At 65.1% G+C, this 25,463-nt stretch carries 20 protein-coding genes; 7 read left to right on the top strand and 13 right to left on the bottom strand.

The window, feature by feature from the left end:
- Positions 1-83: 83 nt before the first annotated feature.
- A complete protein-coding gene (ahpC, locus tag F6X42_RS10620) occupies positions 84-647 on the bottom strand; it encodes an alkyl hydroperoxide reductase subunit C (protein ID WP_090809789.1) in 564 nt (187 codons plus the stop codon).
- A gap of 147 nt (positions 648-794) precedes the next feature.
- The gene (prpR, locus tag F6X42_RS10615; RefSeq protein ID WP_187634167.1) at positions 795-2,816 is read right to left on the bottom strand and encodes a propionate catabolism operon regulatory protein PrpR; all 2,022 of its coding nucleotides are present in this window, start codon (positions 2,814-2,816) and stop codon (positions 795-797) included.
- A 196-nt stretch (positions 2,817-3,012) separates the two neighbouring features.
- Between prpR and F6X42_RS10610 the strand changes: the two genes are divergently transcribed.
- The 5 genes from F6X42_RS10610 to F6X42_RS10590 all read left to right on the top strand — a co-directional run bounded on the left by F6X42_RS10610 (position 3,013) and on the right by F6X42_RS10590 (position 7,020).
- Positions 3,013-3,897 carry an isocitrate lyase/PEP mutase family protein gene (locus F6X42_RS10610; protein WP_187634166.1) on the top strand — a complete coding sequence of 295 codons (885 nt, stop codon included), beginning with the start codon at positions 3,013-3,015 and terminating at the stop codon, positions 3,895-3,897.
- Between the two features lie 241 nt (positions 3,898-4,138).
- A complete protein-coding gene (locus F6X42_RS10605) occupies positions 4,139-5,578 on the top strand; it encodes an MFS transporter (RefSeq protein ID WP_187634165.1) in 1,440 nt (479 codons plus the stop codon).
- A 34-nt stretch (positions 5,579-5,612) separates the two neighbouring features.
- Positions 5,613-5,765, top strand: coding sequence for a hypothetical protein (locus tag F6X42_RS10600; protein ID WP_187634164.1), 153 nt, complete (start codon positions 5,613-5,615; stop codon positions 5,763-5,765).
- A 122-nt stretch (positions 5,766-5,887) separates the two neighbouring features.
- Positions 5,888-6,715, top strand: a complete 828-nt coding sequence (locus tag F6X42_RS10595) for an RNase A-like domain-containing protein (RefSeq protein WP_187634163.1) — start codon at positions 5,888-5,890, stop codon at positions 6,713-6,715.
- A gap of 11 nt (positions 6,716-6,726) precedes the next feature.
- Positions 6,727-7,020 carry a contact-dependent growth inhibition system immunity protein gene (locus F6X42_RS10590; RefSeq protein ID WP_187634162.1) on the top strand — a complete coding sequence of 98 codons (294 nt, stop codon included), beginning with the start codon at positions 6,727-6,729 and terminating at the stop codon, positions 7,018-7,020.
- Positions 7,021-7,303: 283 nt separating this feature from the next.
- Here F6X42_RS10590 and F6X42_RS10585 read toward each other — a convergent pair whose 3' ends face one another.
- The 5 genes from F6X42_RS10585 to F6X42_RS10565 all read right to left on the bottom strand — a co-directional run bounded on the left by F6X42_RS10585 (position 7,304) and on the right by F6X42_RS10565 (position 11,957).
- Positions 7,304-8,164: a 2OG-Fe(II) oxygenase gene (locus F6X42_RS10585; RefSeq protein ID WP_187634161.1), complete on the bottom strand. Its 861-nt coding sequence runs from the start codon at positions 8,162-8,164 to the stop codon at positions 7,304-7,306.
- Between the two features lie 91 nt (positions 8,165-8,255).
- Positions 8,256-8,735 carry a nuclear transport factor 2 family protein gene (locus F6X42_RS10580; protein WP_187634160.1) on the bottom strand — a complete coding sequence of 160 codons (480 nt, stop codon included), beginning with the start codon at positions 8,733-8,735 and terminating at the stop codon, positions 8,256-8,258.
- 141 nt (positions 8,736-8,876) lie between these two features.
- Positions 8,877-10,316, bottom strand: coding sequence for a nicotinate phosphoribosyltransferase (locus tag F6X42_RS10575; RefSeq protein WP_187634272.1), 1,440 nt, complete (start codon positions 10,314-10,316; stop codon positions 8,877-8,879).
- 179 nt (positions 10,317-10,495) lie between these two features.
- Complete coding sequence (locus F6X42_RS10570; protein WP_187634159.1) at positions 10,496-11,698, bottom strand: CpaE/TadZ family protein; 1,203 nt, start codon at positions 11,696-11,698, stop codon at positions 10,496-10,498.
- Complete coding sequence (locus tag F6X42_RS10565) at positions 11,664-11,957, bottom strand: hypothetical protein (RefSeq protein WP_187634279.1); 294 nt, start codon at positions 11,955-11,957, stop codon at positions 11,664-11,666. Before F6X42_RS10565 ends, F6X42_RS10570 begins: the two co-directional genes overlap by 35 nt.
- Positions 11,958-13,284: 1,327 nt before the next feature.
- Between F6X42_RS10565 and F6X42_RS10560 the strand changes: the two genes are divergently transcribed.
- Entirely contained in the window at positions 13,285-14,724 is a 1,440-nt protein-coding gene (locus F6X42_RS10560) for a sigma-54-dependent transcriptional regulator (protein ID WP_187634158.1), read from the top strand.
- Between the two features lie 373 nt (positions 14,725-15,097).
- Positions 15,098-17,680, top strand: coding sequence for a mechanosensitive ion channel domain-containing protein (locus tag F6X42_RS10555; RefSeq protein WP_187634157.1), 2,583 nt, complete (start codon positions 15,098-15,100; stop codon positions 17,678-17,680).
- A 46-nt stretch (positions 17,681-17,726) separates the two neighbouring features.
- Here the strand turns inward: F6X42_RS10555 and F6X42_RS10550 are convergent, their stop codons facing one another.
- The 6 genes from F6X42_RS10550 to F6X42_RS10525 all read right to left on the bottom strand — a co-directional run bounded on the left by F6X42_RS10550 (position 17,727) and on the right by F6X42_RS10525 (position 25,431).
- Positions 17,727-19,988, bottom strand: coding sequence for an ATP-dependent DNA helicase (locus tag F6X42_RS10550; RefSeq protein ID WP_187634156.1), 2,262 nt, complete (start codon positions 19,986-19,988; stop codon positions 17,727-17,729).
- Complete coding sequence (locus tag F6X42_RS10545) at positions 19,985-21,754, bottom strand: VRR-NUC domain-containing protein (RefSeq protein ID WP_187634155.1); 1,770 nt, start codon at positions 21,752-21,754, stop codon at positions 19,985-19,987. Before F6X42_RS10545 ends, F6X42_RS10550 begins: the two co-directional genes overlap by 4 nt.
- Before the next feature lie 69 nt (positions 21,755-21,823).
- On the bottom strand, positions 21,824-22,408 hold the full coding sequence (locus tag F6X42_RS10540; RefSeq protein ID WP_187634154.1) for a LutC/YkgG family protein: 585 nt from the start codon (positions 22,406-22,408) through the stop codon (positions 21,824-21,826).
- Entirely contained in the window at positions 22,395-23,798 is a 1,404-nt protein-coding gene (locus F6X42_RS10535; RefSeq protein ID WP_187634153.1) for a lactate utilization protein B, read from the bottom strand. Before F6X42_RS10535 ends, F6X42_RS10540 begins: the two co-directional genes overlap by 14 nt.
- The gene (locus F6X42_RS10530; protein WP_187634152.1) at positions 23,795-24,538 is read right to left on the bottom strand and encodes a (Fe-S)-binding protein; all 744 of its coding nucleotides are present in this window, start codon (positions 24,536-24,538) and stop codon (positions 23,795-23,797) included. Before F6X42_RS10530 ends, F6X42_RS10535 begins: the two co-directional genes overlap by 4 nt.
- A 146-nt stretch (positions 24,539-24,684) precedes the next feature.
- Entirely contained in the window at positions 24,685-25,431 is a 747-nt protein-coding gene (locus tag F6X42_RS10525; RefSeq protein ID WP_187634151.1) for a FadR/GntR family transcriptional regulator, read from the bottom strand.
- Positions 25,432-25,463 lie beyond the last annotated feature (32 nt).

The following is a 25,463-nucleotide window of genomic DNA, read 5'->3' as shown; positions in this document are numbered from 1 at the left end:
CGTATCAGGCGATTCGCGCGGTGACGCGCCGGGAAGCTCCCGGCAGATGCAGACTGCGGGGTGCAGCGTGAGCTGCGAAGACCTTAGATCTTGCCGATCAGGTCGAGCGACGGGGTCAGCGTTTGCGCGCCCGGCGTCCATTTGGCGGGGCACACTTCGCCCGGGTGCTTCGCAATGTACTGAGCAGCCTGAACCTTGCGCAGCAGTTCGCCAGCGTCACGGCCGATGCCGTTGTCGTGGATTTCGCACAGCTTGATTTCGCCTTCCGGGTTGATCACGAACGTGCCGCGCAGCGCGAGACCTTCTTCTTCGATCAGCACGTCGAAGTTGCGCGAGATAGCGAGCGTCGGGTCAGCCAGCATCGGGTACTTGATCTTGCGGATCGTGTCCGACGTGTCGTGCCAAGCCTTGTGCGTGAAATGCGTATCGGTCGACACGCTGTAGATTTCCACGCCAAGCTTCTTGAAATCTTCATAACGATCGGCCAGGTCGCCGAGTTCAGTCGGGCACACGAACGTGAAGTCGGCCGGGTAGAACACGAAAACCGACCACTTGCCCTTCAGGCTTTCTTCAGTGACGGTCTGGAAATCGCCGTTGTGAAAAGCCTGTGCTTTGAACGGTTTGACTTGACTGTTGATGATCGGCATTTGCTGAATCCTCTCTGAGGGGGTTGGAAAGTGAGGTCAGTATGTCAGACTGCGCTTAATAGGTAAAGTGGATTGTGTTAATGAGTTCGATAGACTGACCCTATTAGTTTCGGCGGTGCAGACTATCGGGTTTACGCGTGGGGCGTTTCAGCCCTTCAGGAGCCGCCACAGTGTGGTCCGCCCGATGCCGAGCGCGCGGCTCGCAGCGGCGCGGTTGCCGCCCGATTGTTCGAGGGCGTGCAGCGCGTCCTCACGGCTGACGGTGGTGCGGGGCGCCGTGCTGTCACGGACCGAGCCCTGAGACGCCTGCGTGAGCCGCTCGACCTGAGCCGGGCTGATCCGGGCGAATTCGGGAAACACCGCCTGCCAGTCTGGCAATCCGTCGCAGGCCAGGTTCCCGGATATCTCCCGGGTTACGTCACCGATATAAATCGCCGCGCGCGCCAGCAGATTTTCCAGCTCGCGGACGTTGCCGGGCCACGCGTAGTTCGCAAAAAGCGGGCCGAGAAGCGTGAGCGCCTGCTCGAGCGCCCCCGCCGACAAACCGTACTGCAGCGCGCCGCGCTCCAGCAGATACCGCGCCAGCGGCGCAATGTCGGCGCGGCGTTCGCGCAGCGGCGGCAATTTTATCTGAAGCAGATTTAATCGGAAATACAGATCCGCGCGAAACGCACCCTGCTCGACAAGTGCATGCAGATCGCGGTGCGTCGCGGCGATCACGCGCACATCGACGGGCGTGGCGCGGCCCGCGCCGAGCTTCATCACCTCGCGCTCCTGCAGCACGCGCAACAGCCGGCTTTGCAGCGCGGCCGGCATTTCGCCGATTTCATCGAGAAAGATCGTGCCGGTGTGCGCAATTTCAAACAGCCCCGGCTTGCCACCGCGCCGCGCGCCCGTGAAGGCCCCTTCCTCGTGCCCGAACAGCTCGCTTTCGATCAGCCCCTCGGGCAGCGCCGCACAGTTGAACGCGACGAACGGATTGCCGCGCCGCCGGCTCGCGTTGTGAATGCCCTGCGCGACCAGTTCCTTGCCGGTGCCGCTTTCGCCGCACAGCAGCACGGTCGCGTCGTGTGCGGCGCCGGCGCGCGCGAGCCGGCGCACGCGCTCGAGCGCCACCGAAGCGCCGATCAGATCGTCGAGCCGATGCCGCGCGACCAGATGCCTCGGCCGCTGGCTGGTGCGCAGCGAACGGTCGATCCGCTGCGCGACGAGCGCATCCTGCGCGGTTACGACGAAACCGGCGCGCGCGCCCTGCTCGACGATCGGCACGCAGTTGACGATCAACGCGCGGCCGCCGATCTGCTCGATGCGTTCGTCGACCGGCTGGTCGGCGGCGCGCGTTTCGCGCAACAGCGGCGCGAGCGCGCGCGCGACTCGCGCGGGGGTGTCCTCGTCGCCCTTCGGGACCTCGTGCTTGGCGCCTGAACCAAGCAGTTCGAGCATCGCCGGGTTGACGGCTTCGAGCTGGCCGGCTTCGTCGAACGCGGCGACGCCGTCGCGCAGATGCGCGACGATCGTGTTGAGGCGTCCGCGCTTCGATTCCTTCTGCCGGCTCACGCGCGCCAGTTCGACCGAGCGCTCGAACGCTTCCTCGACCGCGGCCAGCGAATACAGGAACACGCTTTCGATGCCGGCCTGCTGCGCCAGATCGCAAGCCATGCCGGCGCCGACGACCACGCGGCACCCTTGCGCCGCGAGTTCATCGACCGCCAGCCGCACTTCGTCGATCGACCGGTACGCGCGCTGCCTCAGATCGACGTTCAGCAGCGGGCCCAGGTCGGCCAGTTCTTGCGCGATTGCTTCATGCAGCACGAGCCCGATGCGCGCCCGCGGCCACGTGGCGGTGGCGCGCGTGATCGCGTTCAACACGTCGAAGCCGTTCACCTTGACCATCACGACCGGCACGCTGAGGTTCTCGCGCAGGTATGCGCCGTTCGAGCCGGCGGACAGTACGACGTCGACGGAACCCGCGTCCACGTATGCTTGCAGCGCGGCGACGGCGGCGCCGTATCCTTCCCGCACCGTGAAGAATTTCGCGCGGCCGGCATAGCGCGGCGCTACCGCCTCGCAAAGCGACTGCAGTCGGCTGATACTGACGAGCGCGACCCCGGGGCGGCCGGCATCGACGGCGGGACTCGGATTCGCGACGAACGGGGTGAATGTGGACACACGGCTCTCCTGAGTGAAACGTTCCGCGAAACGTTTCATGAAACGTTCCACGATTGTGCCACGAACGTCGAGGCGCAGCCGATTTCGCGCAAACCGTTGTTCCAGCGGCACGACTGAGAACCGCCGTTTAATGGCACGCTTCCTGCGGTATGTCGGCCGCGTTCCACCACCGACTTTCCTTCTGGAGACCTGCATCATGACCACCACTTCCGCCACCCGCCGCGCCGCGTTCCGCGCCACGGTCAATCAGCGTCAGGGCCTGCTCGTGCCCGGCGCGTTCAACGCGATGAGCGCGCGCGTGATCGAGGACGCCGGCTTCGAGGCGGTCTACATCACCGGCGCGGGCGTCACGAACATGTCGCTCGGCTTGCCCGACCTCGGTTTCATCGGCCTCGCCGAAGTCGCCGAGCACACCGCGCGCATCCGCGACGCGGTCGCGCTTCCGCTGATCGTCGATGCCGACACCGGCTTCGGCAACGCGCTGAACGTGCGCCAGACCGTACGCGTGCTCGAGCGCAGCGGCGCCGACATGATCCAGTTCGAAGACCAGGTGATGCCGAAGAAATGCGGCCACTTCTCGGGCAAGGAAGTCGTGGCGACGAGCGAGATGGTCGGCAAGATCCGCGCGGCCGTCGATGCGCGCGAAGACGCGAACCTGCAGATCATGGCGCGTACCGACGCGGCCGCGGTCCATGGCATCGAGGACGCGATCGAGCGGGGTCATCGCTTCATCGAGGCGGGCGCCGACATCCTGTTTATCGAGGCGACCGAATCGCTCGCCGACATCGAGCGTCTGCCGGGGCTGTTCGAGGTGCCGCAGTTGATCAACATCGTGATCGGCGGCAAGACGCCGGTGCAGTCGCGCGATGCGCTCGCGAAGCTCGGCTACGGCATCGTGCTGTATGCGAACGCCGCGCTGCAAGGCGCGGTGCTCGGCATGCAGCGCGCGCTCGGCACGCTGCGAAGCAACGGCCGCCTCGACGAGGACGCGACGATCGTCGCGCCGTTCAGCGAGCGGCAGCGGCTCGTCAACAAGCCGCTGTATGACCGGTTGGACAAGGAGTACGCAGCGAAGGACTGACGCACGGGGGCGGCGCGGCGACGCGCTGCGCGCCTCGGCGTTATGGGACCCTTTATTGCGTTAGGATTCAGGGCTGGCGAACGCGGCCGCCTCGCCGGCCCGCTCTGCCGGACGCCCGCAGAAACACCCAACGCAATCGAAAGGTAGTCGCAAGCACCATGAAGTCATACTCTTCACGCGCCCCGCGCCGGCCCGTCAATGGTCTTTCCGCGCGCACGCGAGCGGCACGGGACATCGCGCGATGAACAGCGCCGGCACCCGCAACGCGCACGTCGGCTGGCTGCCGTATATCGTCGCGGCCACCTTCTTCATGGAGTATCTCGACACCACGGTGATCGCCACCGCGCTGCCGCAGATGGCGCGTTCGTTCGGCGTCGGCCCGAACAGCCTGAGCCTCGGCATGACCGCGTACATGCTCGCGCTCGCGATCTTCATCCCGGCGAGCGGCTGGGTCGCCGACCGCTGCGGCGCGCGTACCGTGTTCGTCAGCGCGATCGGCGTGTTTACGGTCGCGTCGATACTGTGCGGGCTGTCGCAGAACGTGCCCGAGTTCACGGCCGCGCGGCTGCTGCAAGGCATCGGCGGCGCGATGATGGTGCCGGTCGGCCGCCTGATCGTGGTCCGCAGCACCGACAAAGCCCGCATGATGCAGGCGATCTCGACGATCACATGGCCGGCCATCGCCGCGCCGGTGGTCGGCCCGCCGATCGGCGGCTTCATCACGACCTACGCGTCGTGGCGCTGGATCTTCCTGCTGAACGTGCCGTTCGGCCTCGCCGCGATCGCCGTCGCGCTCGCCATCGTGCCGAACCTGCGCAGCACCGAGCGCAAGCCGCTCGACGTCGCCGGCCTGCTGCTGAGCGGCGTCGCGCTGACCGCCATCCTGTACGGCGCGGAACTCGCGAGCCAGCCGGCCGCCAATCCGTGGCTCGCGATCGCGGTCGTGGCGGGCGGTCTGCTGGTCGGCGCGATCGCGTTCCAGCATGCGAGGCGACATCCGTATCCGCTCGTCGACGTGTCGACGCTGAAGGTGCCAACGTTTTCGGTGACGGTCATCACCGGCTCGTTCACGCGCATCGGCATCGGCGCGGTGCCCTATCTGATGCCGCTGCTGTTCCAGGTCGGCTTCGGTCTGTCGGCGTTCCGCTCGGGTCTGCTGCTGCTCGCGAGCGCGCTCGGCAACCTCGGCATGAAGGCGCTGACCACGCGCATCCTGCAGCGCTACGGCTTTCGGATGGTGTCGATCGTCGACGTGGCGGTGGCCGGCATTTTCATCATCGCGTGCGGATTGCTGACGCCGAACGTGCCGCTCGTGTTCGTGCTGATCGTCGTGTTCGTGTACGGCGTCGCGCGCTCGATGCAGTTCTCGACCCTCGCGACGCTCGCCTACGCCGACATCCCGCAGCCGCAGATGAGCGCGGCGAGCACGCTGTGGAGCGCGGCCGCGCAGATGACGATCGGTCTCGGCATCGCGTTCGGCGCGGTGTCGCTGCGCGTCGCGGCGCTGTTCAACGGCGAGACGACCGGCCACGTGTTCACGCTCGACGATTTCCGCCTCGCGTTCCTGTTCGCCGGTGTGCTGACGCTGCTGTCCGTGTCCGGTTATCTGGGGCTCGCGCGCAATGCTGGGCAGAGCATCGGCGGAGGTTCGCGCAGCGGCGACAATACGGCGAAGGGATAAGTGGTACGTGCTACGCGACCAAGGGGGACGCGCGATGCAAGCAGGCGATCTGGCGATTTCGAACCGCAATGACGATCTCGACCTCGACATGGTCTACGCGTTGGCCGCTTACTCAGACAGTATCGGCACGCTACGCGCGGCATCAGCCACACAGATTCGCCGCCACCGCAGCGCGTCCCACGTCTGAAGTAGGAGCAACGCAACAGCACGTCTGAAAAGAGCAGATCCCCAATTTTCATCCGTCGCCCATTCCTCTGCCTGTTGTCGCCTGCTAGCTTGGGAGCCCCAACAGCTACGGAGGCGTTCGGAATGTCGTATCAACAGGATTCGGATGGCGTGCGCGTGGTGCTCAGTGCGCCGCAACTGGCGGCGGTGCTGGCAAGACAGTCAATCAGCCAGACGGAAATGCTTTCCAACCGGCTATGGGGCGGGTTGCAAATCGTCGGTGGCGTGCTGGAAATGGTCGGCGCAAGTGCGTTGTGTGTGATCCCGGAACCGACCATGCTAAGCAAGGCAGGGTGCGTTGTGTTCGGCATACATGGCTCTGATACGGCGGCGGCAGGTTTGCGTCAGGCCTGGACGGGCCAGGATACGGCCACACTGACCCAGCAAGGTACGACGAAGCTGGCCGAGGCGATGAAGGCTAGTCCTGACATGGCGAACCATATCGGCCTGTCACTTGACATGGTCGTGCCGTTCGGCTTTGCCGGGTCAATCAAGGCGGTGCGGGCTGCGCGCATCTCGATGGGCAAGATCAACCTGAACATGCATGAAGCAAAGACGCTTCGCGGAATTGGCGGCCACACGATCTTGAAGCATGTTGGACGGACGGAGGCGCAATTACGGCAGCGTCTGATCGACGAGCCAAAACGGGTGACGGTGTCCACCTTCTACAATCTGAACGCCGCCGAATGGGCAATATCGGAAGCGATGAGGGAAAACGCGCTGAGGATAAGCGCCTGGGCAAAAGCGCCGGTACGAGATTTGGACCTGTCAAAGAACGTCGGGAAAAATGTTGGTTTTGCGATTGTCCGGAGTACGGGAAAAAGAGTTGAGGCCCAGAAGGTCGTAGTCATCCTCCGACATAAGACATACAACGGGATGCCGTACTATATCGTGACATCGTACTTGGAGTGAGGGCTTATCGTATGGCCGACAATGAGAAATATGGCGATCTGACGGGGCTGATCCGTTCTCGTTTCCACGAAGATTTTGACCTGTTCGGAAACTCAGTAGAAGAACTCGTTTCTTCCTACACCGAGAAAATGTCAAGGAGTGACATTGACGCGCTCATATCTGACATCAATTCATTCGAAGCCGACTATCCAGAGACGCTGGACTCAGAGTTTAAAGAGCGGTTTGGCCGCCAGTTCGATCCAGTTTTGTGGGGCTACACGACGGCTTCCTTCCTTGATGAAGTAAAACGGCTACTGAGTGAGTAGGCAATTGCTCAGGACGGGTTAAAAAGAAGTCCCGCCATTGTCGCGCGCCTTTTCGCGTTTACGACCGTCAACAGCCACCGACGGCCCGCCGTCGTGCATGGGCGTGGGCACACGGCCATATGGCGGCGAACCCGGTTAGCATGGTCGATCACATCCTTCCGAAGCAGGCGGCGAAGGCATGCGCTGGCGGCTGCGGCTCGCGGGCTCTGGCTTCTCAAGCCAGATAGGCCGCAACACGTCTGCGCAATCGGCGGGCGTGGTTGCGTCGAGCTTCGACGCCGCCTCAGCCGTACGCGCGCTCACGCATCCACCTGGTCATGATCCACTTGTCGCCGGCCAGCACACGCGCACCGCCGTGCAGGGTCAACGGATCGAGCTGGCGCTGGCCGTTCATGTAGCGGAAATACACTGCGCCACCCGCGCGCGCCGCGACCGACAGGCCCGCCGCCGGAAACACCGTCTCGCCGCCGTCGGCGACGTCGTTCAGGTAGATGATCAGCGTCGCGACACGCTGGCCGCCCTGCGCGGTGTGCACCGCGCCGCCCGGCTGATCGGGCGGGAAATAGTCGAAATGCGGGCTGTACTCGCCGCTCACGTCGTAATGCAGCACCTGCAAGCCTTCGCCGTTTTCGAGCGGCCAGTTCGTCAGGCTCGCGATGCGCCGCTCGACCCGCGCGATCAACTCGTCCTCGCCGCGCCGATACCAGACGCCTTCACTGGTGCGATTGCGGATCACGTCCTCGTTGCCGGTAAGCGGATCGACCGTCGTCGAGCGCTTCAGTCGATGCCGCGAGCGCTCGATCAGCTCAGTACATTCGCCGGCCGACAGCAGGTCGGCGAACACGACTAGCTGCGGGCGCTCACAGCGCAGCAGCACGCGCACGTCGCGCTCGTCGGCGCAAATCAGGTTGCCGCGCGCGACCGGCATCGGGTCGTATCGATACGGCTGGGTGACGGGATCGGCGACAGTGGCCGTCGTGGCGGGGTCGGCCGGGCGCCGATCGAACGCGTGGTGAACGGCGACGCGGGCGTCGTCGTCGGCAAAGCCGGCCTGTACCATCGCGTCGATCAGCGAGCCCGGCGTGCAGCCACGCGCGACATTGATGCTCAGCCATTCTTGCCAGGCAGCATTGACGACTCGCATAGCGCTTCCTGTGCGGCGGCCCGGCAAGCAGTGCGGGCACGCGTCCGGCTTCGATCATAGCAAGCGGAACGGGCGCGGCGCCCGCTTGCGCCTAGTCGCGCTTCAACTGCCCGCGGTAGTGCAGCAGACCCCGGCGTGCCTGCTGCCTGAGCATCCGCTGCACGAACGGCGACCAGCCGAACAGCGTGCCGCGCACGCCCATCGCCTGCCGCATCCACAGCCACAAATCGAAGCGGTCGCGATGCTCGACGATGAGCCCGTCGCGGAACACGAAGCGCGCGTCGATCCGGTTCACGACGTCGCGCCCGGTCTGCACGAAACGGTAGCGCGCCACCCACTGCGCGCGGCCGGTGTGGTCGTCCGCCTGGATGTCGCTGAAGCTCAGCGTGAAGTCCTGCGCGTGCTTGACGAGCATGCGCCACATGTCGCGCACTTCGTCGCCGACCAGCTCGCCGAAGGCGGGATCGCTGAAGACGACGTCGTCGGCATAACAGGCGACCATGGTCTCGGCGTCGCGTTGCTGGAAGGCAGTGTAGAAACGTTCGATCAGCTCGGTATTGGGATGGCTCATTGATGTCGTGTCGTGCATTGCGGGAGCGCGCCGTGCCGTGCACGCGCTCCGGAAAAACAGCCCGCGCGCGGCAGGCGGCGGGCATCGCGCACACGATATAGGAAAACGACGCGAATGGGGACCGGCGCGAGGACAAGTGAATCAAACCTCGTCCGCATAAGCCCGGCCACGAATCTCGGCCAGCGACGTATCCACCAGCAAGCGGCCCGCGTCGAACACCGTCTCGAGCGCTTCGTCCCACTCGCCCGCCACGCTGCGCTCGTCCCACACGATCGGCAACCTGACCGTCCGGTACTCGCCGGTACGGCGATGGCGCAGCAACGTGAGCCGGCCTTTCATCGAGCGCTTGCTGTGATCCGTGACCGGATCCTTCGATACATCGTGCCACGTGTCGTCTAGCCGGATCGCCGAGCACTTCATCGCGAAGCGCTGCGTATCGCGATTGATCCGCTGCAGCAGCGCGCCGCCCATGCCGAACACGATGTTGTCGGCGGCGAAGCCGGCCTCGTCCATCGCGGCGAGAATCGCCACGATCGAATCCGGGTTCGTTTCGTCGCCTTGAATCACGCGCACATGGTCGAGCACGCGCCGCCCCTTGCTGTTCGTCTTCGATCCGAACGACGCCTCCAGCGAGCGCAGTGTGTACAGCACGATCGTGCACGGATCGCCGGAGTCCGGGCGAATCACGAGCGTGCCGCCGGAATCGAGCACAGCCTGCTTCAGCTCGCCGCCCCATGCGTTCAGCGCGGCGAACAGGTCATAGGAATCGGACACCACCGAAACGATTGCGCCCGGCCGACCGAAGCGCGCGATCATGTTGCGATACGCGTCGAATTCGCGCTCACGGCCCCACGCCGTGATCGTGCTGTGCTCGGCCGCCGGCACCGAAAACGCGGCCATGTTGTCGTGGTAGTAGTGATTGGCCGCGAGCACGCCAAGCACCGTATCGGAGCCCATGAAGCTGACGAGATGCGCCGCGCCGCCGATCGCCGCCGACTCCGCGCTCGATACGCCACGCGCGCCGAAATCGTGCAGCTTGAACGGCAACTGCGAGAGGTCGTCGCTGCTTTTCAGCAGATACGTGCGGATCGTCTGGCGCAGATGCCAGCTTTGTGTCGCGACCGTGATCGGATACCACACGCGCATCAGCATCGTCTCCAGATACGACGCGAGCCAGAACACGTAGGGGTCGTCGCATTCGACGGTGACCAGCACGTTGTGCGTCGGCACGACCGAGCCTTCGGCCACCGCGCGAATCCGCACCGGCAGATAGCCGCCGTAGTGCTGCACGACGTAGCGCCAGCCCGCTTCGTTGAACGGCTCGCCGTGCGCGCCGAAGAAGGCGCGGGCCTGATCGATCATCGCGCCGGTGATCGGCCGGCACAGGTACTCTTTCAGCAGCATCTGCAAGCCGAAGAACAGCGTGCGCTCGTAACGTCCGCCGCGCGATTCGATGTACGAGAACATCGCCGACGCGTCGGGTGGATATTGCAGAAAGTGCGATGCCTTGTACGAATCCGTGTTCAGAATCGGATTGGCCAGGATCGACGCGAGGTCGCTGAAACCTTGCGCGCTTTGCATGGACGGTGGTGCGCTCACGTGATTTCTCGCTGGAGTGACCGGACGGCGCGAGCTTGCCCGACGCTTTCGAACCTCTGACGTCGGTACTCTGCGCCGTCAAGCAGGCCGGGGGTCCCCCCGAAACTTCACCTTACTCCGGTCACGCAGAATGCGCAGGCGCTTGCCGGCAAGCGGACGGACTAGACCCCAGGCTTCAATTGCGGCGGTACATTCGGCCACGTCGCGCGCAGCCGGCCGAGCATGCTCCTGCGGCGCTCGGCACCCGCCGGCCACAGCATGTTCGCGAGCAGCACGATGCCTTGAGCGAACCCGCTTTCACGCGCACACGTGACGAGCGGCACGCCCCGGCTCAGCGCGTCGTTGACGTGCTGGTCGTCGCGCGGCAATTGATGCGCGACCTTCGCGCCGAGCGTGCGTTCGAGCATCGGCAGATTGATCTGCGCGTTCTTGTCGTACTGGTTGACGATGACCCGCACCTTGCCGGCCGGATGCCCCAGCTCGCGAAAAATCTCGAGCATGCGGCGCGCGCCATGCAGATACAGCGGGTTCTGCCGCACCACCATGCAGATGGCGTCGCTATGCGCGAGCGCGCGGATCGTCAACGGATTCAGGGTCGGGCCGACGTCGATCAGTACCGCATCGTAGCGCTCGCGCACCAGCGTCAGAATCCGCTCGAGTTGCGCGGGCAGCAGTTCGGCGGCCTTCAATGGATCGCCGGCGCCAGCGAGCAGATCGAGGTTCGGGCGCACGTGCATCTTGCACGCGTCGAACAGGGCCGCGTCGAGTTGCCCGTTGTCCGAGCACAGATCGGCGAGCGTCATCGGCGGCGGCCGGTTCGCCATCAGCAGGCTCGCGTCGGCGAATTGCTGGCCCAGGTCGATCAGCAGCACGCGCCGCTCGCGTTGCGTGGCGAGCGCGCACGCGAGGTTGACCGCGATCAGCGTCGTGCCGCTGCCGCCCTTGCTCGACGCCAGCGCCACCACGCGCGCGCCGCGCCGCTCAGGCTCGCGGCGCTGCACTTCGATCTGCGCGAGCGCGTCGGCGACGGCTTGACGATCGAGCGGCCACGACAGCACATACCGCACGCCGACGCGCCGCGCCGCACCGATCAGCGCGGTGGACGGTGTCGGCGTCACCAGCATGCAATGGAGCGTCGGCGCGCAGGTGAGCGTTTCCTCGATGCCGTCGAGTCCGCGGACGTTCAGATTGGCGTCGTCGACGATCAGCAGGTCTGCCTCGCGGATCGTGCGCGCGTGCATCGGCAGTTGCCGGGCCGAACCGTACACCGTGTGCAGCCGGTAATGCACGCCGCTCTCTTCTAGCCGCAAGACGATGCGTTGCGCGGTCTCAATGCTGGCGGCAATCAGGAAGATCTCGATCATGGCAGCTCTGCGGCGCTTGGCGCGTCATGCGCGGGTTTTTGTTCCAGGCGTCTGTTCGGCGCGCCTCCGTGAAAACCATGAGCCGGCAAACGGTGTTATCCGCGCGGCGCTTAAGCGCCTCGGCAACGACCAGCGTCAGCAGATCGACCGACGAGCCCGCCCGCAGGAAAAAACGCGCGCGCGGCGCCGCAACATACTGCCGGTCAGTGAGCCCCGTTCCGTGCGAAGCGGCCGGCCTGCGAATCAATTGTGGTTTCATGACAGCCCCCGATGTCGATCGGATTTGCGCCTGGCCGCGTCGTTTTGTGGACAACGCCCCCGGCCATTGGGCCAGGTCGCCGTGCCCATGCCAACCCACGGACACGGCTCCTGGTTCGCCTCGTACATTCGTCTCTCTGTGGAGACTTATGGCCTCTCTCCCCGCCTCATCGCGCCGGCCGGTCCTGATCCGGCGCTGCCCCTTCCCTTTTCGGCGCGTCGCTCGCGAACGTTGCCAGCGCGTTGCCTGTCGTTATCGCCATCCTTTTCGCGTCGTTAGGACAAAAAGTCGAAAAGGAAAAACGGCGAAGTCGATGCCCTTTTGTCGTCCGGTTTCGAATGGCTGCTATGCCGGTCCGCCACTCACCGGTTTTTCTGACGTATTTAATAAGGCCCCGCCGCGCTCCCGCAAACACCTGATCGCTTCCCCGACCGTGCCTGCGAGTGACCTGTTTACCGCCGGTCTTTTTTATTCCGGTTTTCCCGTACCGTCGACCTGGCGGCAAAACATTTTTCTGTCAGACCTTATTGCAACGGTTATGCCAACGCGCGTTCCAATCGGTAAGGAGCCCGCCAATGCTTCACGCCACCGCGAAAGCGGTTCGCTTTTCGATGCGGCGCGAACCTGCCCGATTTTTGGCGCGGCGCGGATTGATTCGTTTCTGATACGCCAAATCGCCGCGCGCTGGCCGCAAAACGCGCGCTCCGGCCCGTCTCGCCGGCCCGCAGGCAGGCCGCGGTGCCGGCCGCACGCGACTTCGCCGCTCGCCCAGGTCGTAGAAGCGCCCCGCCCGGCGCGGCAAAGCGCATTCGACAGGCGCCGTCCAATCTGTCGCAAATGTGAAACATGGCCGCACGCGCCTCGTCTGTTTTTGTCACGCCTTAATGCCCAGTCAATTGCTACGCTATGTGCGATGGCTCGCATAAGCGGGCTTGACCGCTATTTGATTAGCGATTCGTGCTAATCCGAAACCAACACGCATTTATGGTCCATGTTTCTTTGTCTGGCACTTTCAGGCGCTTTCGCTTATCTTTAGGCAATACGCCAATCAGAGCGTTTGTATCGGGTCGACGAGGCAAGCCACGTCGCAAGTGGTTTTCACGATTCGGGGATAAAGTCGCCAGGCAGTTTCAGCAATGAACGACAGGTCGCCGGCATTGCATGAATCGGTCCGCCATGCAGCGCGTTGCGGTTTGCGCCGCGCTTGCAGCGTGTCCCTTGTTCGTGACTGCTGCTGCCGTCGATGCGTCGCAGCCGGAGTGCAGCAACTTGCCGCCTGAATTCACTACGTGGCACAGCAGTCCTGAGGATCGAACGGGGGAGAACCATGACTACGACTTGCATGCCGGCCGACATGGAACGCACGGTTCTATACGTGGCGAACGCGCCCGACCAGAAACTCGTCGAGTTTCTGGCCGCGTCGGGATGGCAAGCCGTGCACGCAAAAAGCACGGCCGTGGCGGAACGCATGATCGAACGTGGCGACATCAAGGTCGGTCTCGTTCAGTTGCCCGAAAATTGCACGTCGCAGCAATTGTCCGCGTTCGCGCTGTGCATGCGCCGCGTCGAAACCAACTGGGTCGCGCAGATCGTGCCGGGCCAGGCCGGCAACGAGCTGGTCAGCCGTTTCATCCTCGATTACTGCTTCGACTTCGTCACGCAGCCGTGGCTCAACGAGCGGCTCGTGTTCGCGCTCGGCCACGCGCACGGACTGTCGAGCCTGCGTCAGCCGCGCGTCGCGCCGGAGCCGTCGCTCGGCCGCCACGGCATGGTCGGACAATGCGAGCCGATGCAGCAGCTCTACCGGCGTATCGACAAATGTGGCGTGACCGACGCGCCGGTGTTCATCGCGGGCGAATCGGGCACCGGCAAGGAGCTGACCGCCCGTGCTATTCACGACCGCTCGCCGCGCGCGGACCGCACATTCGTCGCGATCAATTGCGCGGCGATTCCGCCAAGCCTGTTGCAAGCCGAACTGTTCGGCCACGAGCGCGGCGCGTTTACCGGCGCGCTGCAACGCAAGATCGGTCGCATCGAGAGCGCGCATGAAGGCACGCTGTTTCTCGACGAAATCGGCGACATGCCGCACGAATGCCAGGCGGTGCTACTGCGCTTTCTGCAGGAAGGCACGATCGAGCGGCTCGGCGGCAACGGTCCAATCAGCGTCGACGTGCGCGTGATCTCGGCGACCCACGTCGATCTGGAGCGCGCCGTCGAAGACGGACGCTTCCGCTCCGACCTCTACCACCGGCTGTGCGTGCTGCCCCTCGTCGAGCCGCCACTGCGCGAGCGCGGCGGCGACATCAAGCTGCTCGCCAATTACGCGCTCAGCATGTACAAGCAGGACGGCGCGCGCAAACTGCGCGGACTGTCGAGCGACGCGATCGTCGCGATGTCGAACTATCCATGGCCGGGCAACGTGCGCGAGCTGATCAACTGCGTGCGCCGCGCGGTCGTGATGAGCGAGGGCCGCTTCATCACCGCGGGCGACCTCGGCTTGCCCGAGGCCGATAATGGCCCGGCGGTCACGCTCGCGGAAATTCGCAGCAAAGCGGAAAAGAATGCGATCGAAAGCGCGTTGCTGCGGCACGGCTACAAGCTGTCCGACGCGGCGGCCGAACTCGGCATTTCGCGCGCAACGCTGTATCGGCTGATGCACGCGAACCGGCTGCATCAGGAGCCGGCCGGACGCAGCGCGAGCGGTGGCCCCGATGTCGACGACGAAGCCGGGCGGCAGACCCCGTCAGTGGCGTCAGCGGGGATTTGAGCGTTTCTTTGTAGTGGGCGCTTAGCAGCTCGCGATGACGGCGATTGATCATCGCCGGCTGATCGCGCCCTGCCCGCACCTGGCGCAGTCGTCCGGGACGTCGCGCGTTGCAGCCGGCATTTCCACCCGGGAAGCGGGCCGCCGGGCGAGCTTTCTGCTACTTTCGACAGGCCTCGCGGCCAGCATCGGCTATCCTGTCACGTCAACGCCACGCCCGGCCGGTGCCGTCCTCGCGGCCCTTTCGCCCGTCCCGCGGGCCTCCGCCGCAGGAACTTCGGCCGGCCGGCCCGTGCTGGTCCCGGGCCGCCCCGCTGAAACAGGCCCCACGTTCCGGCACAATCGTCCGCACCGGCTTCATCCCGCTTTACACCCTATGCAAAAATTTCTGAGTCTCTGTTTTTTCATTTTTCTGCTCGCCGGCGCGGCGCCCGCCTTCGCCGCCGCGGCGCAGCCCGCCCAGGCCACCCCCGCCGCCGTCACCCTGACGCCTCAGCAGGCCCGCGACGCGCTCGCCGTCCTGAACGATCCGAAACGTCGCGCGCAAGTCGCCGATACCCTGCACGCGATCGCCGCGGCCGGCGCGTTGAGCGCGCCGCCCGCTTCCGCGCCGGCCGAAGCGTCTGCGCCGGCCGCCGCAAGCGGCGCAGCCTCGCTCGTGCCGGCCGCGCTCAAATCCAATGGCCTCGTCTCGCAGCTCGCGCGCGAGGGCGCGCATTACGCGGGCCAGTTCGCGACTTCGCTGCGCGGCTCGATCATCGCGCTGCTCGACGTCGCGTCCGTGCGCGCATGGTGGAACTGGCAGTTTGCGAACCCGCACGCGCGCGCGGTGCTATTCAAGGTGCTGTGGTCGCTGCTGGCGGCGCTGATCCCCGCTCTGGTCCTCGAATGGCTGGCGCGGCGGCTGCTGCGGCGCATCTATCGGGCGATCGCCGCGCGCCGCGAAGCCGCGCTGCAGGACGACAACGACGACGCGCCGCCGCCCGCGACGTTGTCGGTGCCGCCAGTGCTGGAGGCGGAGGCGCAAGCCGTCGCGACTGGGCCGGCCGCGTCGTACGCGACACCATCCGAGAAAGGCCGCGCAATCGAAGCTGAAGGCAAGCGCAACGCGACGCTCCACTGGACGCTGCTGCAACGTCTGCCGCGCGCGTTGCTGATCACGCTGGTGCGGCTCGTACCGATCGCGGTGTTCGTCGGCGCGGCGAGCGCGCTGATGTCGATCTTCACCGACAACGGCACGCCGCAGGATCGCGCGCTCGATTCGCTAATCGACGTGTATGTGGCATGCCGCTGCGTCGTAATCGTCGGCGCGTTCTTCCTGCAGCCGAGCGCTCCGCGTCTGCGGCTACTGCGCATGGGCGATGCGTGGGCCGCGTTCGTGCTCGGCTGGATCGTGCGGATCGTCAGCGTGGTCGGTGCCGGCCTCGCGTTCGCCGAAGTCGCGCAGGCGCTTGGCATGAACGACGCCGCGCATCTCGCGATGCTGAAAGTGATCGCGCTTGCCGGTCACGTGATGATCTCGATCCTCGTGCTGCGCTGCGCGAAACCGGTCGCCAACCGGATCCGCAATCGCTTCGCCGCTCACGAGTCGTTAGAGATGTTCGGCAACGCGTTCGCGGACGCGTGGGCCGTGGTGACCGTGGTCATCGTGATGGGCCTATGGTTCGTCTGGGCCTTCGACGTACGGAACGGCTATCACGCGCTCGTGAATATCGGCGGCATGACGCTCGCGATACTGATCGGCGCACGGCTCGTGTCGATCGTGATCTTCGGCGCGCTCGCGCGCATCTTCCATGTGCAGGACGATGCGTCACGCTCGCTCGTGCATGAGCACGCCTACCGATACTATCCGGCACTGCGGCGCGTGATCGGCTGGATCATCGGCAGCGTCACCGCGCTGGTGCTGTTGCAGGCGTGGGGCGTCGACGTCATCGATCTGTTCCGCAGCGGCACGATCGGCCACCGGCTCGCATCGGCGCTCGCGACGATCGCCGTCGCCGCGATCATCGCGCTAGTGGTGTGGGAGGTCGTCAACGTGTCGGCCGAACGTCGCCTCGATAACTGGACGAGCAGCGGCGATCTGGTGCGCGCCGCGCGCCTGCGCACCTTGATGCCGATGCTGCGCAGCGCGCTGTTCTGCGTCATCGCGCTCATCGTCGTGCTGACCGGGCTGAGCCAGCTCGGCGTGAACATCGGCCCGCTGCTCGCGGGCGCGAGCATCTTCGGCGTCGCGCTCGGCTTCGGCTCGCAGAAGCTCGTGCAGGACTTCATCACCGGCATCTTCCTGCTGATGGAGAACGCGATGCAGGTCGGCGACTGGGTCACGCTCGCGGGCGTGTCGGGCACCGTCGAATATCTGTCGATTCGCACCGTGCGGCTGCGCGGCAGCGACGGCTCGCTGTTTACGGTGCCGTTCAGCTCCGTGTCGACCGTGAACAATACGAATCGCGGCATTGGCAATGCGGCGGTGCGCGTGAACATCGTGTTCGGCCAGGACGTCGAGCGCGCGATCGGCACGCTGAAGGACATCGGCGCATCGCTGCGCGCGGACGACAACTTCAACAGCGGCATCCTGTCGGACTTCTCGTTCTGGGGCGTCGATGCCGTCGACGGTTCGGCGATCACGCTGGCCGGCCAGATGCAATGCCGCGATACGTCGCGCTGGGGCGTCCAACGCGAATTCAACCGGCGCATCCTCGAACGCTTCAGCGAACTCGGCATCGAGATCGCGAATCCGCAGCGTCATCTGCTCACGTGGGACCCGGCGAGCAAGGCCAGGGTCGATACAGCCATGCCTCGCGCACGCCACGGTGACCATCCGGACGGCGACGCCGCGCGGGACGACCATGCTCCGCACAAGGGTGACGCGCCGCTCGACGATCAGATTCCGGTCGATTCGAGCCCAGCGGGCGGCCCCGGCACGCCCGGCAATCCTGGCGCGGCCTCGCCGCACGCGTGATGCGCCGAGCGCCGCGCGCGTGAGCGTTCGCTCGCGCGGCGCAGCGCTAGCGAACCTGCCACCAGCGCGGCAAAAGGCGCCGCACTTCCGGCCTGCGAAAGCGGTCGTCGATCAGATGCACGACGCCGCGGTCCTCTTCGGTGCGAATCACGCGCCCCGCGGCCTGCACGACTTTCTGCAATCCCGGATACAGGTACATGTAGTCGTAGCCATTGCCGAAACGCGCGTCGAGCGCGCGGCGCATCTGCTCGTTGACGTCGTTGATCTGCGGCAGACCGAGTGTCGCGACGAACGCGCCGATCAGCTGCTGGCCGGTCAGATCGACACCCTCGGAAAACGCGCCGCCGAGCACCGCGAAGCCGATACCCTGATTCATCGTCCTGAAGCGAGCGAGAAACGCATCGCGCGCGGCTTCGTCCATGCCGGGCTGCTGCGCCCACACCGGCAAGCCGGGATGCCGCTCGCGCAGCAGCGCGACCACGCGTTGCAGATAGTCGAAGCTGCTCAGAAAACCCAGGTAATTGCCGGGCTGCGCGTCGTACTGCTTCGCGATCAGCTCGACGATCGGCGCGAGCGAGCGCTCGCGGTCGCGCCAGCGCGTCGATACATGCGCGGCCACGTGCACCTGCAATTGTTCCGCGCGAAACGGCCCTTCCACGTCGAGCCATTGCGTGTCGTCGGCGAGCCCCAGTGTGTCGCGATAGAAATGCTGCGGGTTCAGCGTGCCGGAGAACATCACCGTGGTCCGCGCGGCCGCATAGCGCGGCGCGAGGAACGGTGCGGGGATCACGTTGCGTACGCACAGCGATGCGCTGGTTTTGTCGCGCGACGCGTAGCGGTCGGCGCTCAATGTCACGTCGAACATCGAGTGCTCGCCGAACTGCTCGGCGAGCGCGACGAAGTGCATCGCGTCGAAGAAAACGCGCAGCGCGTGTTCGTCGATCGACAACGGCGCGTCGGCGAGCTGATCCGTTACCGTGCCAATCAGGTTCTGCGCGGCGGACAGCAGTTTGCCGGGCACCTCCGCATACACCTGATAGCTGGCCGTCTGCGCGCGTTTCACCGCGTTCCACTCGCGCTGCAAGCGTTCGAGCGGCCTCTTCAACGCCCCCGGCGCACCGTTGCGCGCGAGCCGGAACGCACTTTGATCGAGCGACGCGGTATACATGCGGCGCGCGCGTTCGAGCAGGTTATGCGCTTCGTCGACCAGCACGCCGACGCGCCACTGGTTGATCTGCGTGAGCGCATGCAGCATCGCGCTCGCGTCGTAGTAGTAGTTGTAATCGCCAACGATCACATCGGCCCAGCGCGCGAGCTCCTGCGCCAGGTAGTACGGGCAGATGTCGTGCGCGAGCGCGGCCTCGCGCACCGCCGCACGATCGAGCCGCGGGCTTGCCAGCGCGGCGGCACGCGCCGCATCGAGACGATCGTAAAAGCCGCGCGCGAGCGGACAGGATTCGCCGTTGCAGGCTTTGTCCGGGTGCTCGCAGGCTTTGTCGCGCGCGACGAGTTCGAGCGTTCTGAGCGGCAACGGTGCCCGGTGGTGCAGCGAGTCGATCGCATCGAGCGCAAGCGCGCGGCCCGGTGTCTTCGCGGTCAGAAAGAACACGCGATCGAGCCGGTCCTCGCCGCAAGCCTTCAGCAATGGAAAAATCGTCGCCAGCGTCTTACCGATGCCGGTCGGCGCCTGCGCCATCAACCGCTTGCCGTCGCGTGCCGCGCGATACACGGCCACCGCGAGCTCGCGCTGCCCGCGGCGAAACTGCCCATACGGAAACTGCAACGTGACGAGCGCCGCATTGCGCGCGACGCGATGCGCATCTTCCTGCACAGCCCAATCGAGAAACCGCTCGCACTGCTCGACAAAGAAGATTTCGAGTTCGCGCGCGCTGTGCTGCTGCGTCAGCACGGTTTCCTTCTGACTGCCGACATCGAAGTACACGAGCGCGACCGTCAACTCGGCGAGCCCGCGCGCCCGGCACAACAGATGCCCATACACGAGCGCCTGCGCCCAATGCAGCACGCGATGATTCGCGGGCATGCGCGCGAGATCGCCGCGAAACGTCTTCACTTCTTCGAGCCGATTCGCGATGGGATCATAGCCGTCCGCGCGGCCACGCACGGTCAAGCTGCGATGGGTGCCCGTCAGCGTAAGCTCGGTTTCATAGCCGCTTGCGCGACGGCCGGCAACCATCTGATGGCCTGCGATGCCTTCGAGCGAAGTCGGCGCGGGCGTGAAGCGCAGATCGAGATCGCCGCGCCGCGCGGTGAATTCGCACATCGCGCGGACGGCCACGACGTAGCTCATGCAACGCGCTCCGCGGCGGCTGGCGTCGCGACATCGGCTTCGCTCTGCGGCTCCTGCCCGGCCCATCGGACATCGACCACGCGGACCGGCATGCCGTGCTGCACGCAGTACGCGAGCCAACGGACCTGGTTGTCCTGCAGACGATCGCCGGGGCCTTTCACTTCGATCAATTCATAGCGACGCTCGGCCGGCCAGAACCGGATCAGGTCGGGCAAGCCCGAACGATTGCCGCGAATGTCACGCAGCCAGCGTTCGAACCACAGCTTCAGATGCGCGGCGGGCAGACAGTCGAGCGCGAGCGCGACGAGTTCGGGCGTCAGCAGTCCCCAGAACACGAACGGCGATTGCATGCCGGCCTTGTCGCGCAGATGCCGCAGAATCGTCTCTCGATACGCGCCGCTATCGAGCTGCGCGAAGCAGGCGGCGAACTGCGTCGCGCGACGCGCGTGAAAATCCGGCGCGTGCAGATCGGCCGGTTCGCGTTGGAACGGATGAAAAAACGCGCCGGGCAGCGCCGCGAACACCGGCTCCCAGCACAGCAGGCCGAACAGCGAATTGATCAGCGCGTTCTCGACGTAATGCACCGGCGCCGCGTCGCTGCTCAAATGATCGCGCACCACGTATTCGACGGCCACCGGCGTATCAGGCTTCGCTAGCACCAGCGTGCCGCGCTCGACAGTCCGCGCCGCTGGCGCGCGCGGCACCGGCACGCCGCATTTGCGCCGCAAGCGCGGCAACATTCGGGCGACGCGCTGCGCCTCTTCCTCGCTCCCGGGCGCGACATCGGCCTGCGAGGCCAGCGCGAGCGCTTCGCCGTAGCGCTCGCTGCGCTCGAGCACGCGCATGCGTCGATGACGCGCGTCGGGCCACGCGCACGCTTCGTATACCGCGAGCGCGGAGTCCCACTGCGCACGCCGCTCGCAATCCCGGCCGATCCGGAACAGCAGTTTTGCGCGACGCATTTCGAGCCACGCATTCGCGGTGTCGATCGAGCGGACGGTCGCGATCAGTTCGTGCAGTACGGAGACGTCGTGGTCGACCGGTAGCCATTCGAGCGCTTCGCGGCACGCGTGCAGCGCGAGATATACGTCCACGTCGGCGCGCTGCTGGAACGCGCGCGACGAAGTCCCGAACGCGACCTTTTCGTACTGGAACACGCCAAGATCGGCGAGCACGAACTCCGACCAGTCCTGATGCAGATTGCCGAAGAACATCAGGCGCAAGCGATCGCACAACGGCGCGATCGCGACGCGCAGCACGCGGTCCGTCGTGGCGCCATGCCATGCCGAAAGCGGACGCGATGGGCTCGCATGCGCGTCGCCGCTGGCAGTTTGGTAAAACGCGCGCAGCGTTTCGAGCAGATCCGCTTTGCGCAACGCCTTCGCGCCGGGAATCCGCGCGATCGCTTCGGCGAACATGTCCAGCAATTGCGCACGCGTGCTGAGCGCGAATAGATCGTCGACAGACAAAGCCGGTTCGGTGTCGATCCAGCGATGCGCCGCCATCGGCAGCACCGCCCGCAATGGGCAGCCGATTTCGTCATAAACGAGGCGGCTCGCGCGGAACAGCATGCCCTTGCGCATCAGCATGCGCACCAGCAACGCACGCGATGCCTGTGGCAACGTCGCGAAAGTCTGCAGAAAAGCGTGCTCTTCGTCGTCGAGCAGGTCGTCGTAACGCGCGGCCAGCCACGCAAGCGCGCGCTCGAAATTCAGCAGGTAATAAGGGACCTCAGAGCGGCGCTCTGAGCGAGCATCGGTTGCCACGGCGTTTTTGCAGAACCTGTATGTTTATACAGTGATGATAGCAAAGTCCGGCGCGACAACCGCCACGCATCAGCCCCCGAGCCACACGACCGTCAGCGAACGCACGCCCTGTGCGCCGCGAATCAGTACGCCCTCGATGTCGGCGGTGGCCGACGGTCCCGTCACCAGCGCCGCATAACGCGCGCTGCGGAAATCGTCGCGACGATAGACGTCTTGCAGTCCATCGAGCAATTGCGACGGATCGAGCAGCACGACCAGATGCTGGACGAGGTAGCCCAATGCATTGACCACGTATTCGCGCTCGCTGAACCACACCGAGCCGGTTTCGGCGACGCCAAAGCGTGCCCGCACCACGCCGACGTCCACGTCCTGCAGCGATGCGGGCTCGATATCCGCGCCGATCGCCCGCGTGCCCGGCACTTCCGGGCTCGCCGATGCGATCGACGCCGCCGCGCTGAAACGCTCGCGAATCAGATCGCTGACGCCGCTCGCGCTCGGCGCTTCGACGCACGTGCCACCCATCGTTTGCAACGCCGCCGTGAATCGCGCCCGCAGATCGCCGCCAACCGCATCGAACAACGGCACGTCGGGACGCGGCCGCGCAGCCGGCTGCGCGGCACGCACTTTGGCGAGAAAAGCCTCACGTGATGTCATCGCTGCCTCCGCGATTCTTCTTGTACCACGCGTGAAAGGTCATCTTCGGCGCTTCCGGCAATTCGCGCTGCCGGCCCCAGATATTCAGAGGGTTGTACAGCACGAAATTCGGCAGCCGCCGCAACGCGCTGCCCATCGACGACACCGTCGCGCGATACAAGGTCGGACTCGATAGCAGACGCCCCGCCATCTTCAGCACCTCCTGTTTCACGAACGGCACTTCGTGTTGCTCGGCGATCACCGCGCGCCATTGATAGATCTGCTCGTGAATATTGATCTTCACGGGACACACGTTCGTGCACCTGCCATTGAGTGTCGACGCGAACGGCAACGCGCTATAGCGTTTCAGATCGAAAGTCGGATTGATGATCGCGCCGATCGGCCCCGAATAGGTGCCGCCATAAGAGAGGCCGCCGCTGCGTCGATAGACCGGACATGTATTCATGCACGCGCCGCAGCGAATACACTTGAGCGAGTACCAGAAGTCCGCCATCGCGAGCCGTTCGGAGCGGCCATGATCGACGAGGATGAAATGCATCTCGGTGCCCGGCCGCGGCGCACGGAAATGCGACGTGTACTGTGTGATCGGCGAACCCAATGCGCTGCGCGACAGCATGCGGACGAACACGCCAAGATCCGACACCTTCGGTATCAGCTTCTCGATTCCGATCGAAGCGATATGCAGCGGCGGCACGTTCGCGGACAAATCCGCATTGCCTTCATTCGTGCAGACGACGACCGTGCCGGTTTCCGCCACCGCGAAATTGCAGCCGGTCATACCAGCCGTTTTCTCGCGCACGAAATACGGCCGTGTGTTCATGCGCTGACTTTCGGCGAGATAGTGAATGTCGCTATTCGTCGGATCGGTGCCGATGGTGCGGCCGAACAGTTCGGCCACGTCCGCGCGCAGCTTGTGCACGGCCGGCACGACCATATGACTCGGGTCCTGATGATCGAGCTGCTGGATGCGCTCGCCGAGGTCCGTCTCCATCACGGTAATGCCGCGCGGTTCGAGATACTCGCGCATCCGGCATTCGTCGGTCAGCATCGACTTGCTCTTCACCAGCGTCGTCATGCCGCGCTCGGACATCAGCTGGTGAACGGTGGCGTTGTGTTCTTGCGCGTCTGCCGCCCAATGCACGACCACGCCATTGGCCTCGGCCGCCGCCGCAAACTGCTCGAGGTAGTCGGCCAGATCCGACAGCGTGTGCTCCTTGATGCCCGACGCCAGCGAGCGCAGCGTTTCCCATTCGGCAATGCCGTGCGCCTGCGCATCCCGCTTCTCGCGCAAGTCCCACAGACGCTTGTCGTGGAACGCGACGTGTTCGGTCTTGCCGATGAAAGAACCCGCCGCTTTGGCGTGATCGACACGGTGATCGCCACGGCTCATGAGCGCGCTCCATTGAGAACCTGCGCAATATGGATGAAGTGCGTGTCGGCCTTCATGCGTTCGGCGCAACCCTGCTGGTGCATCAGACACGACATGTCGCCCGAGACGATGTACTCGGCACCCGCATTCAGATGGTCGCGCACCTTGTCCTGTCCCATGCGCACCGACACCGCCTCTTCGGTCACCGAGAACGTGCCGCCAAAACCGCAGCATTCGTCGGGCCTCGCGGGCTTCACGAACTCGATGCCCTTCACGCCTTCGAGCAACGCGCGCGGCTTCGAAAACGGCTTGCCGGCGATCTCCGACACGGACGCTTGCTTCAGATGACGCAGCGCGCTGCAACTGGTATGCAGACCGACGCGATGCGGAAACTCGGCCCACGGGAATTCGCGCGCGCCGATCACGTCGTGCAGAAACTCGACCAGTTCGTAAGCGCTCGCGCGCAGTTTCTTCACTTCATCGGTCTGCTCGAGTGCACTCAGATGCTCGCGCACATGATGAATGCAGCTCGCGGACGGCCCGACGATGTAGTCATAGCCCGCGAAGTTGCGCGCGAACAGTCGCTCGGTCGCGGCGGCGTCCGCATGCGCGCCGCTATTGGCCATCGGCTGGCCGCAGCAGGTCTGCTGCTGCGGATAGTCGACCTCGATGCCGAAACGTTCGAGCAGTTCGAGGGTCGCGATACCGACCTCGGGATAGAACGCGTCGATAAAGCACGGGATAAACAGCGCGACTTTCATAGGCTCTCGGGGAAAAGCGGCGGTGACGATGTTGGTCGACCGAAGTGGCCCGTCTGGCCGTCTTGGTCATGTTGGTCTGACCAAGACTATAGAAAAGTCCGTTGGCGGTGTCAATTCGGACAGCGCGGGCCTCGAAATCGGGGAAATCAGGAAATCACGGCGGCCGACGGCTTCGTCGCATCGTCCTGATAAATCTCGCGCACGAAGGCCAGATGCCGCTCGGCCGCTTTGCGCGCTTTGGGCGCATCGCGTGCGACGACGGCGTCGTAAATCGCCTGGTGCTGGCTCATCAACTGCTTTTCCATCGCGTCGTCGTAATCGATCAACCGATGATACTGGCGCATGCCCTCCCGAATCAGCGTATGAATGCCGTGCATCACATGCGCCAACGCGACGTTGTGCGTGGAATCGGCGATCGCGAGATGGAATGCGGCATCGAGTTCGGCGAGATTCGCGCGATCGTGCGACAACGACGCGGCTTTCAACGCCTCGAACGCGGCGCGGATTTTCTTCAGGTCCGTGGCGGTGGCGCGCTGCGCGGCATAGACGGTTGAAATCGCTTCGAGCCCCTGGCGCAACTCCAGAATGTCGGCACTGGTACGCGGATTTTGCAGCAGCAGTTCGGCAAGCGGCTTCGAGATGATCGGCGCGGTCACGTCGACCACCGTGAAGCCCCCGCGCCCCGACGTTTCGATGTAACCGTCCGCCTCCAGCCGGATCAGCGCCTCGCGCAGCGACGGCCGCGACACGCCCAGCTGCGCCGCGAGATCGCGCTCGGCCGGCAGCCGGTCGCCGGGCATCAACGTGCCCTCCGAGATCAGTTGCTTGATCTGGTCGGACACCACGTCGGAAATGCGCTTACGCGCGAAGGACGGAATCGGTGTGAATGGCATGAGCGGCAAACGATGAAGCCGGTTGACGGAGC

Source organism: Paraburkholderia podalyriae, from assembly GCF_014397785.1.
Lineage (GTDB): Bacteria > Pseudomonadota > Gammaproteobacteria > Burkholderiales > Burkholderiaceae > Paraburkholderia > Paraburkholderia podalyriae.
This window is presented reverse-complemented; position numbering and strand designations above follow the sequence as displayed.

Bases quoted from the DNA above. Each gene is read 5' to 3' on its own strand.
- ahpC (WP_090809789.1), bottom strand. From the start codon at position 647: ATGCCGATCATCAACAGTCAAGTCAAACCGTTCAAAGCACAGGCTTTT.
- F6X42_RS10610 (WP_187634166.1), top strand. From the start codon at position 3,013: ATGACCACCACTTCCGCCACCCGCCGCGCCGCGTTCCGCGCCACGGTC.
- F6X42_RS10605 (WP_187634165.1), top strand. From the start codon at position 4,139: ATGAACAGCGCCGGCACCCGCAACGCGCACGTCGGCTGGCTGCCGTAT.
- F6X42_RS10600 (WP_187634164.1), top strand. From the start codon at position 5,613: ATGCAAGCAGGCGATCTGGCGATTTCGAACCGCAATGACGATCTCGAC.
- F6X42_RS10595 (WP_187634163.1), top strand. From the start codon at position 5,888: ATGTCGTATCAACAGGATTCGGATGGCGTGCGCGTGGTGCTCAGTGCG.
- F6X42_RS10590 (WP_187634162.1), top strand. From the start codon at position 6,727: ATGGCCGACAATGAGAAATATGGCGATCTGACGGGGCTGATCCGTTCT.
- F6X42_RS10585 (WP_187634161.1), bottom strand. From the start codon at position 8,164: ATGCGAGTCGTCAATGCTGCCTGGCAAGAATGGCTGAGCATCAATGTC.
- F6X42_RS10580 (WP_187634160.1), bottom strand. From the start codon at position 8,735: ATGAGCCATCCCAATACCGAGCTGATCGAACGTTTCTACACTGCCTTC.
- F6X42_RS10575 (WP_187634272.1), bottom strand. From the start codon at position 10,316: ATGCAAAGCGCGCAAGGTTTCAGCGACCTCGCGTCGATCCTGGCCAAT.
- F6X42_RS10570 (WP_187634159.1), bottom strand. From the start codon at position 11,698: ATGATCGAGATCTTCCTGATTGCCGCCAGCATTGAGACCGCGCAACGC.
- F6X42_RS10565 (WP_187634279.1), bottom strand. From the start codon at position 11,957: ATGAAACCACAATTGATTCGCAGGCCGGCCGCTTCGCACGGAACGGGG.
- F6X42_RS10560 (WP_187634158.1), top strand. From the start codon at position 13,285: ATGACTACGACTTGCATGCCGGCCGACATGGAACGCACGGTTCTATAC.
- F6X42_RS10555 (WP_187634157.1), top strand. From the start codon at position 15,098: ATGCAAAAATTTCTGAGTCTCTGTTTTTTCATTTTTCTGCTCGCCGGC.
- F6X42_RS10550 (WP_187634156.1), bottom strand. From the start codon at position 19,988: ATGAGCTACGTCGTGGCCGTCCGCGCGATGTGCGAATTCACCGCGCGG.
- F6X42_RS10540 (WP_187634154.1), bottom strand. From the start codon at position 22,408: ATGACATCACGTGAGGCTTTTCTCGCCAAAGTGCGTGCCGCGCAGCCG.
- F6X42_RS10535 (WP_187634153.1), bottom strand. From the start codon at position 23,798: ATGAGCCGTGGCGATCACCGTGTCGATCACGCCAAAGCGGCGGGTTCT.
- F6X42_RS10530 (WP_187634152.1), bottom strand. From the start codon at position 24,538: ATGAAAGTCGCGCTGTTTATCCCGTGCTTTATCGACGCGTTCTATCCC.
- F6X42_RS10525 (WP_187634151.1), bottom strand. From the start codon at position 25,431: ATGCCATTCACACCGATTCCGTCCTTCGCGCGTAAGCGCATTTCCGAC.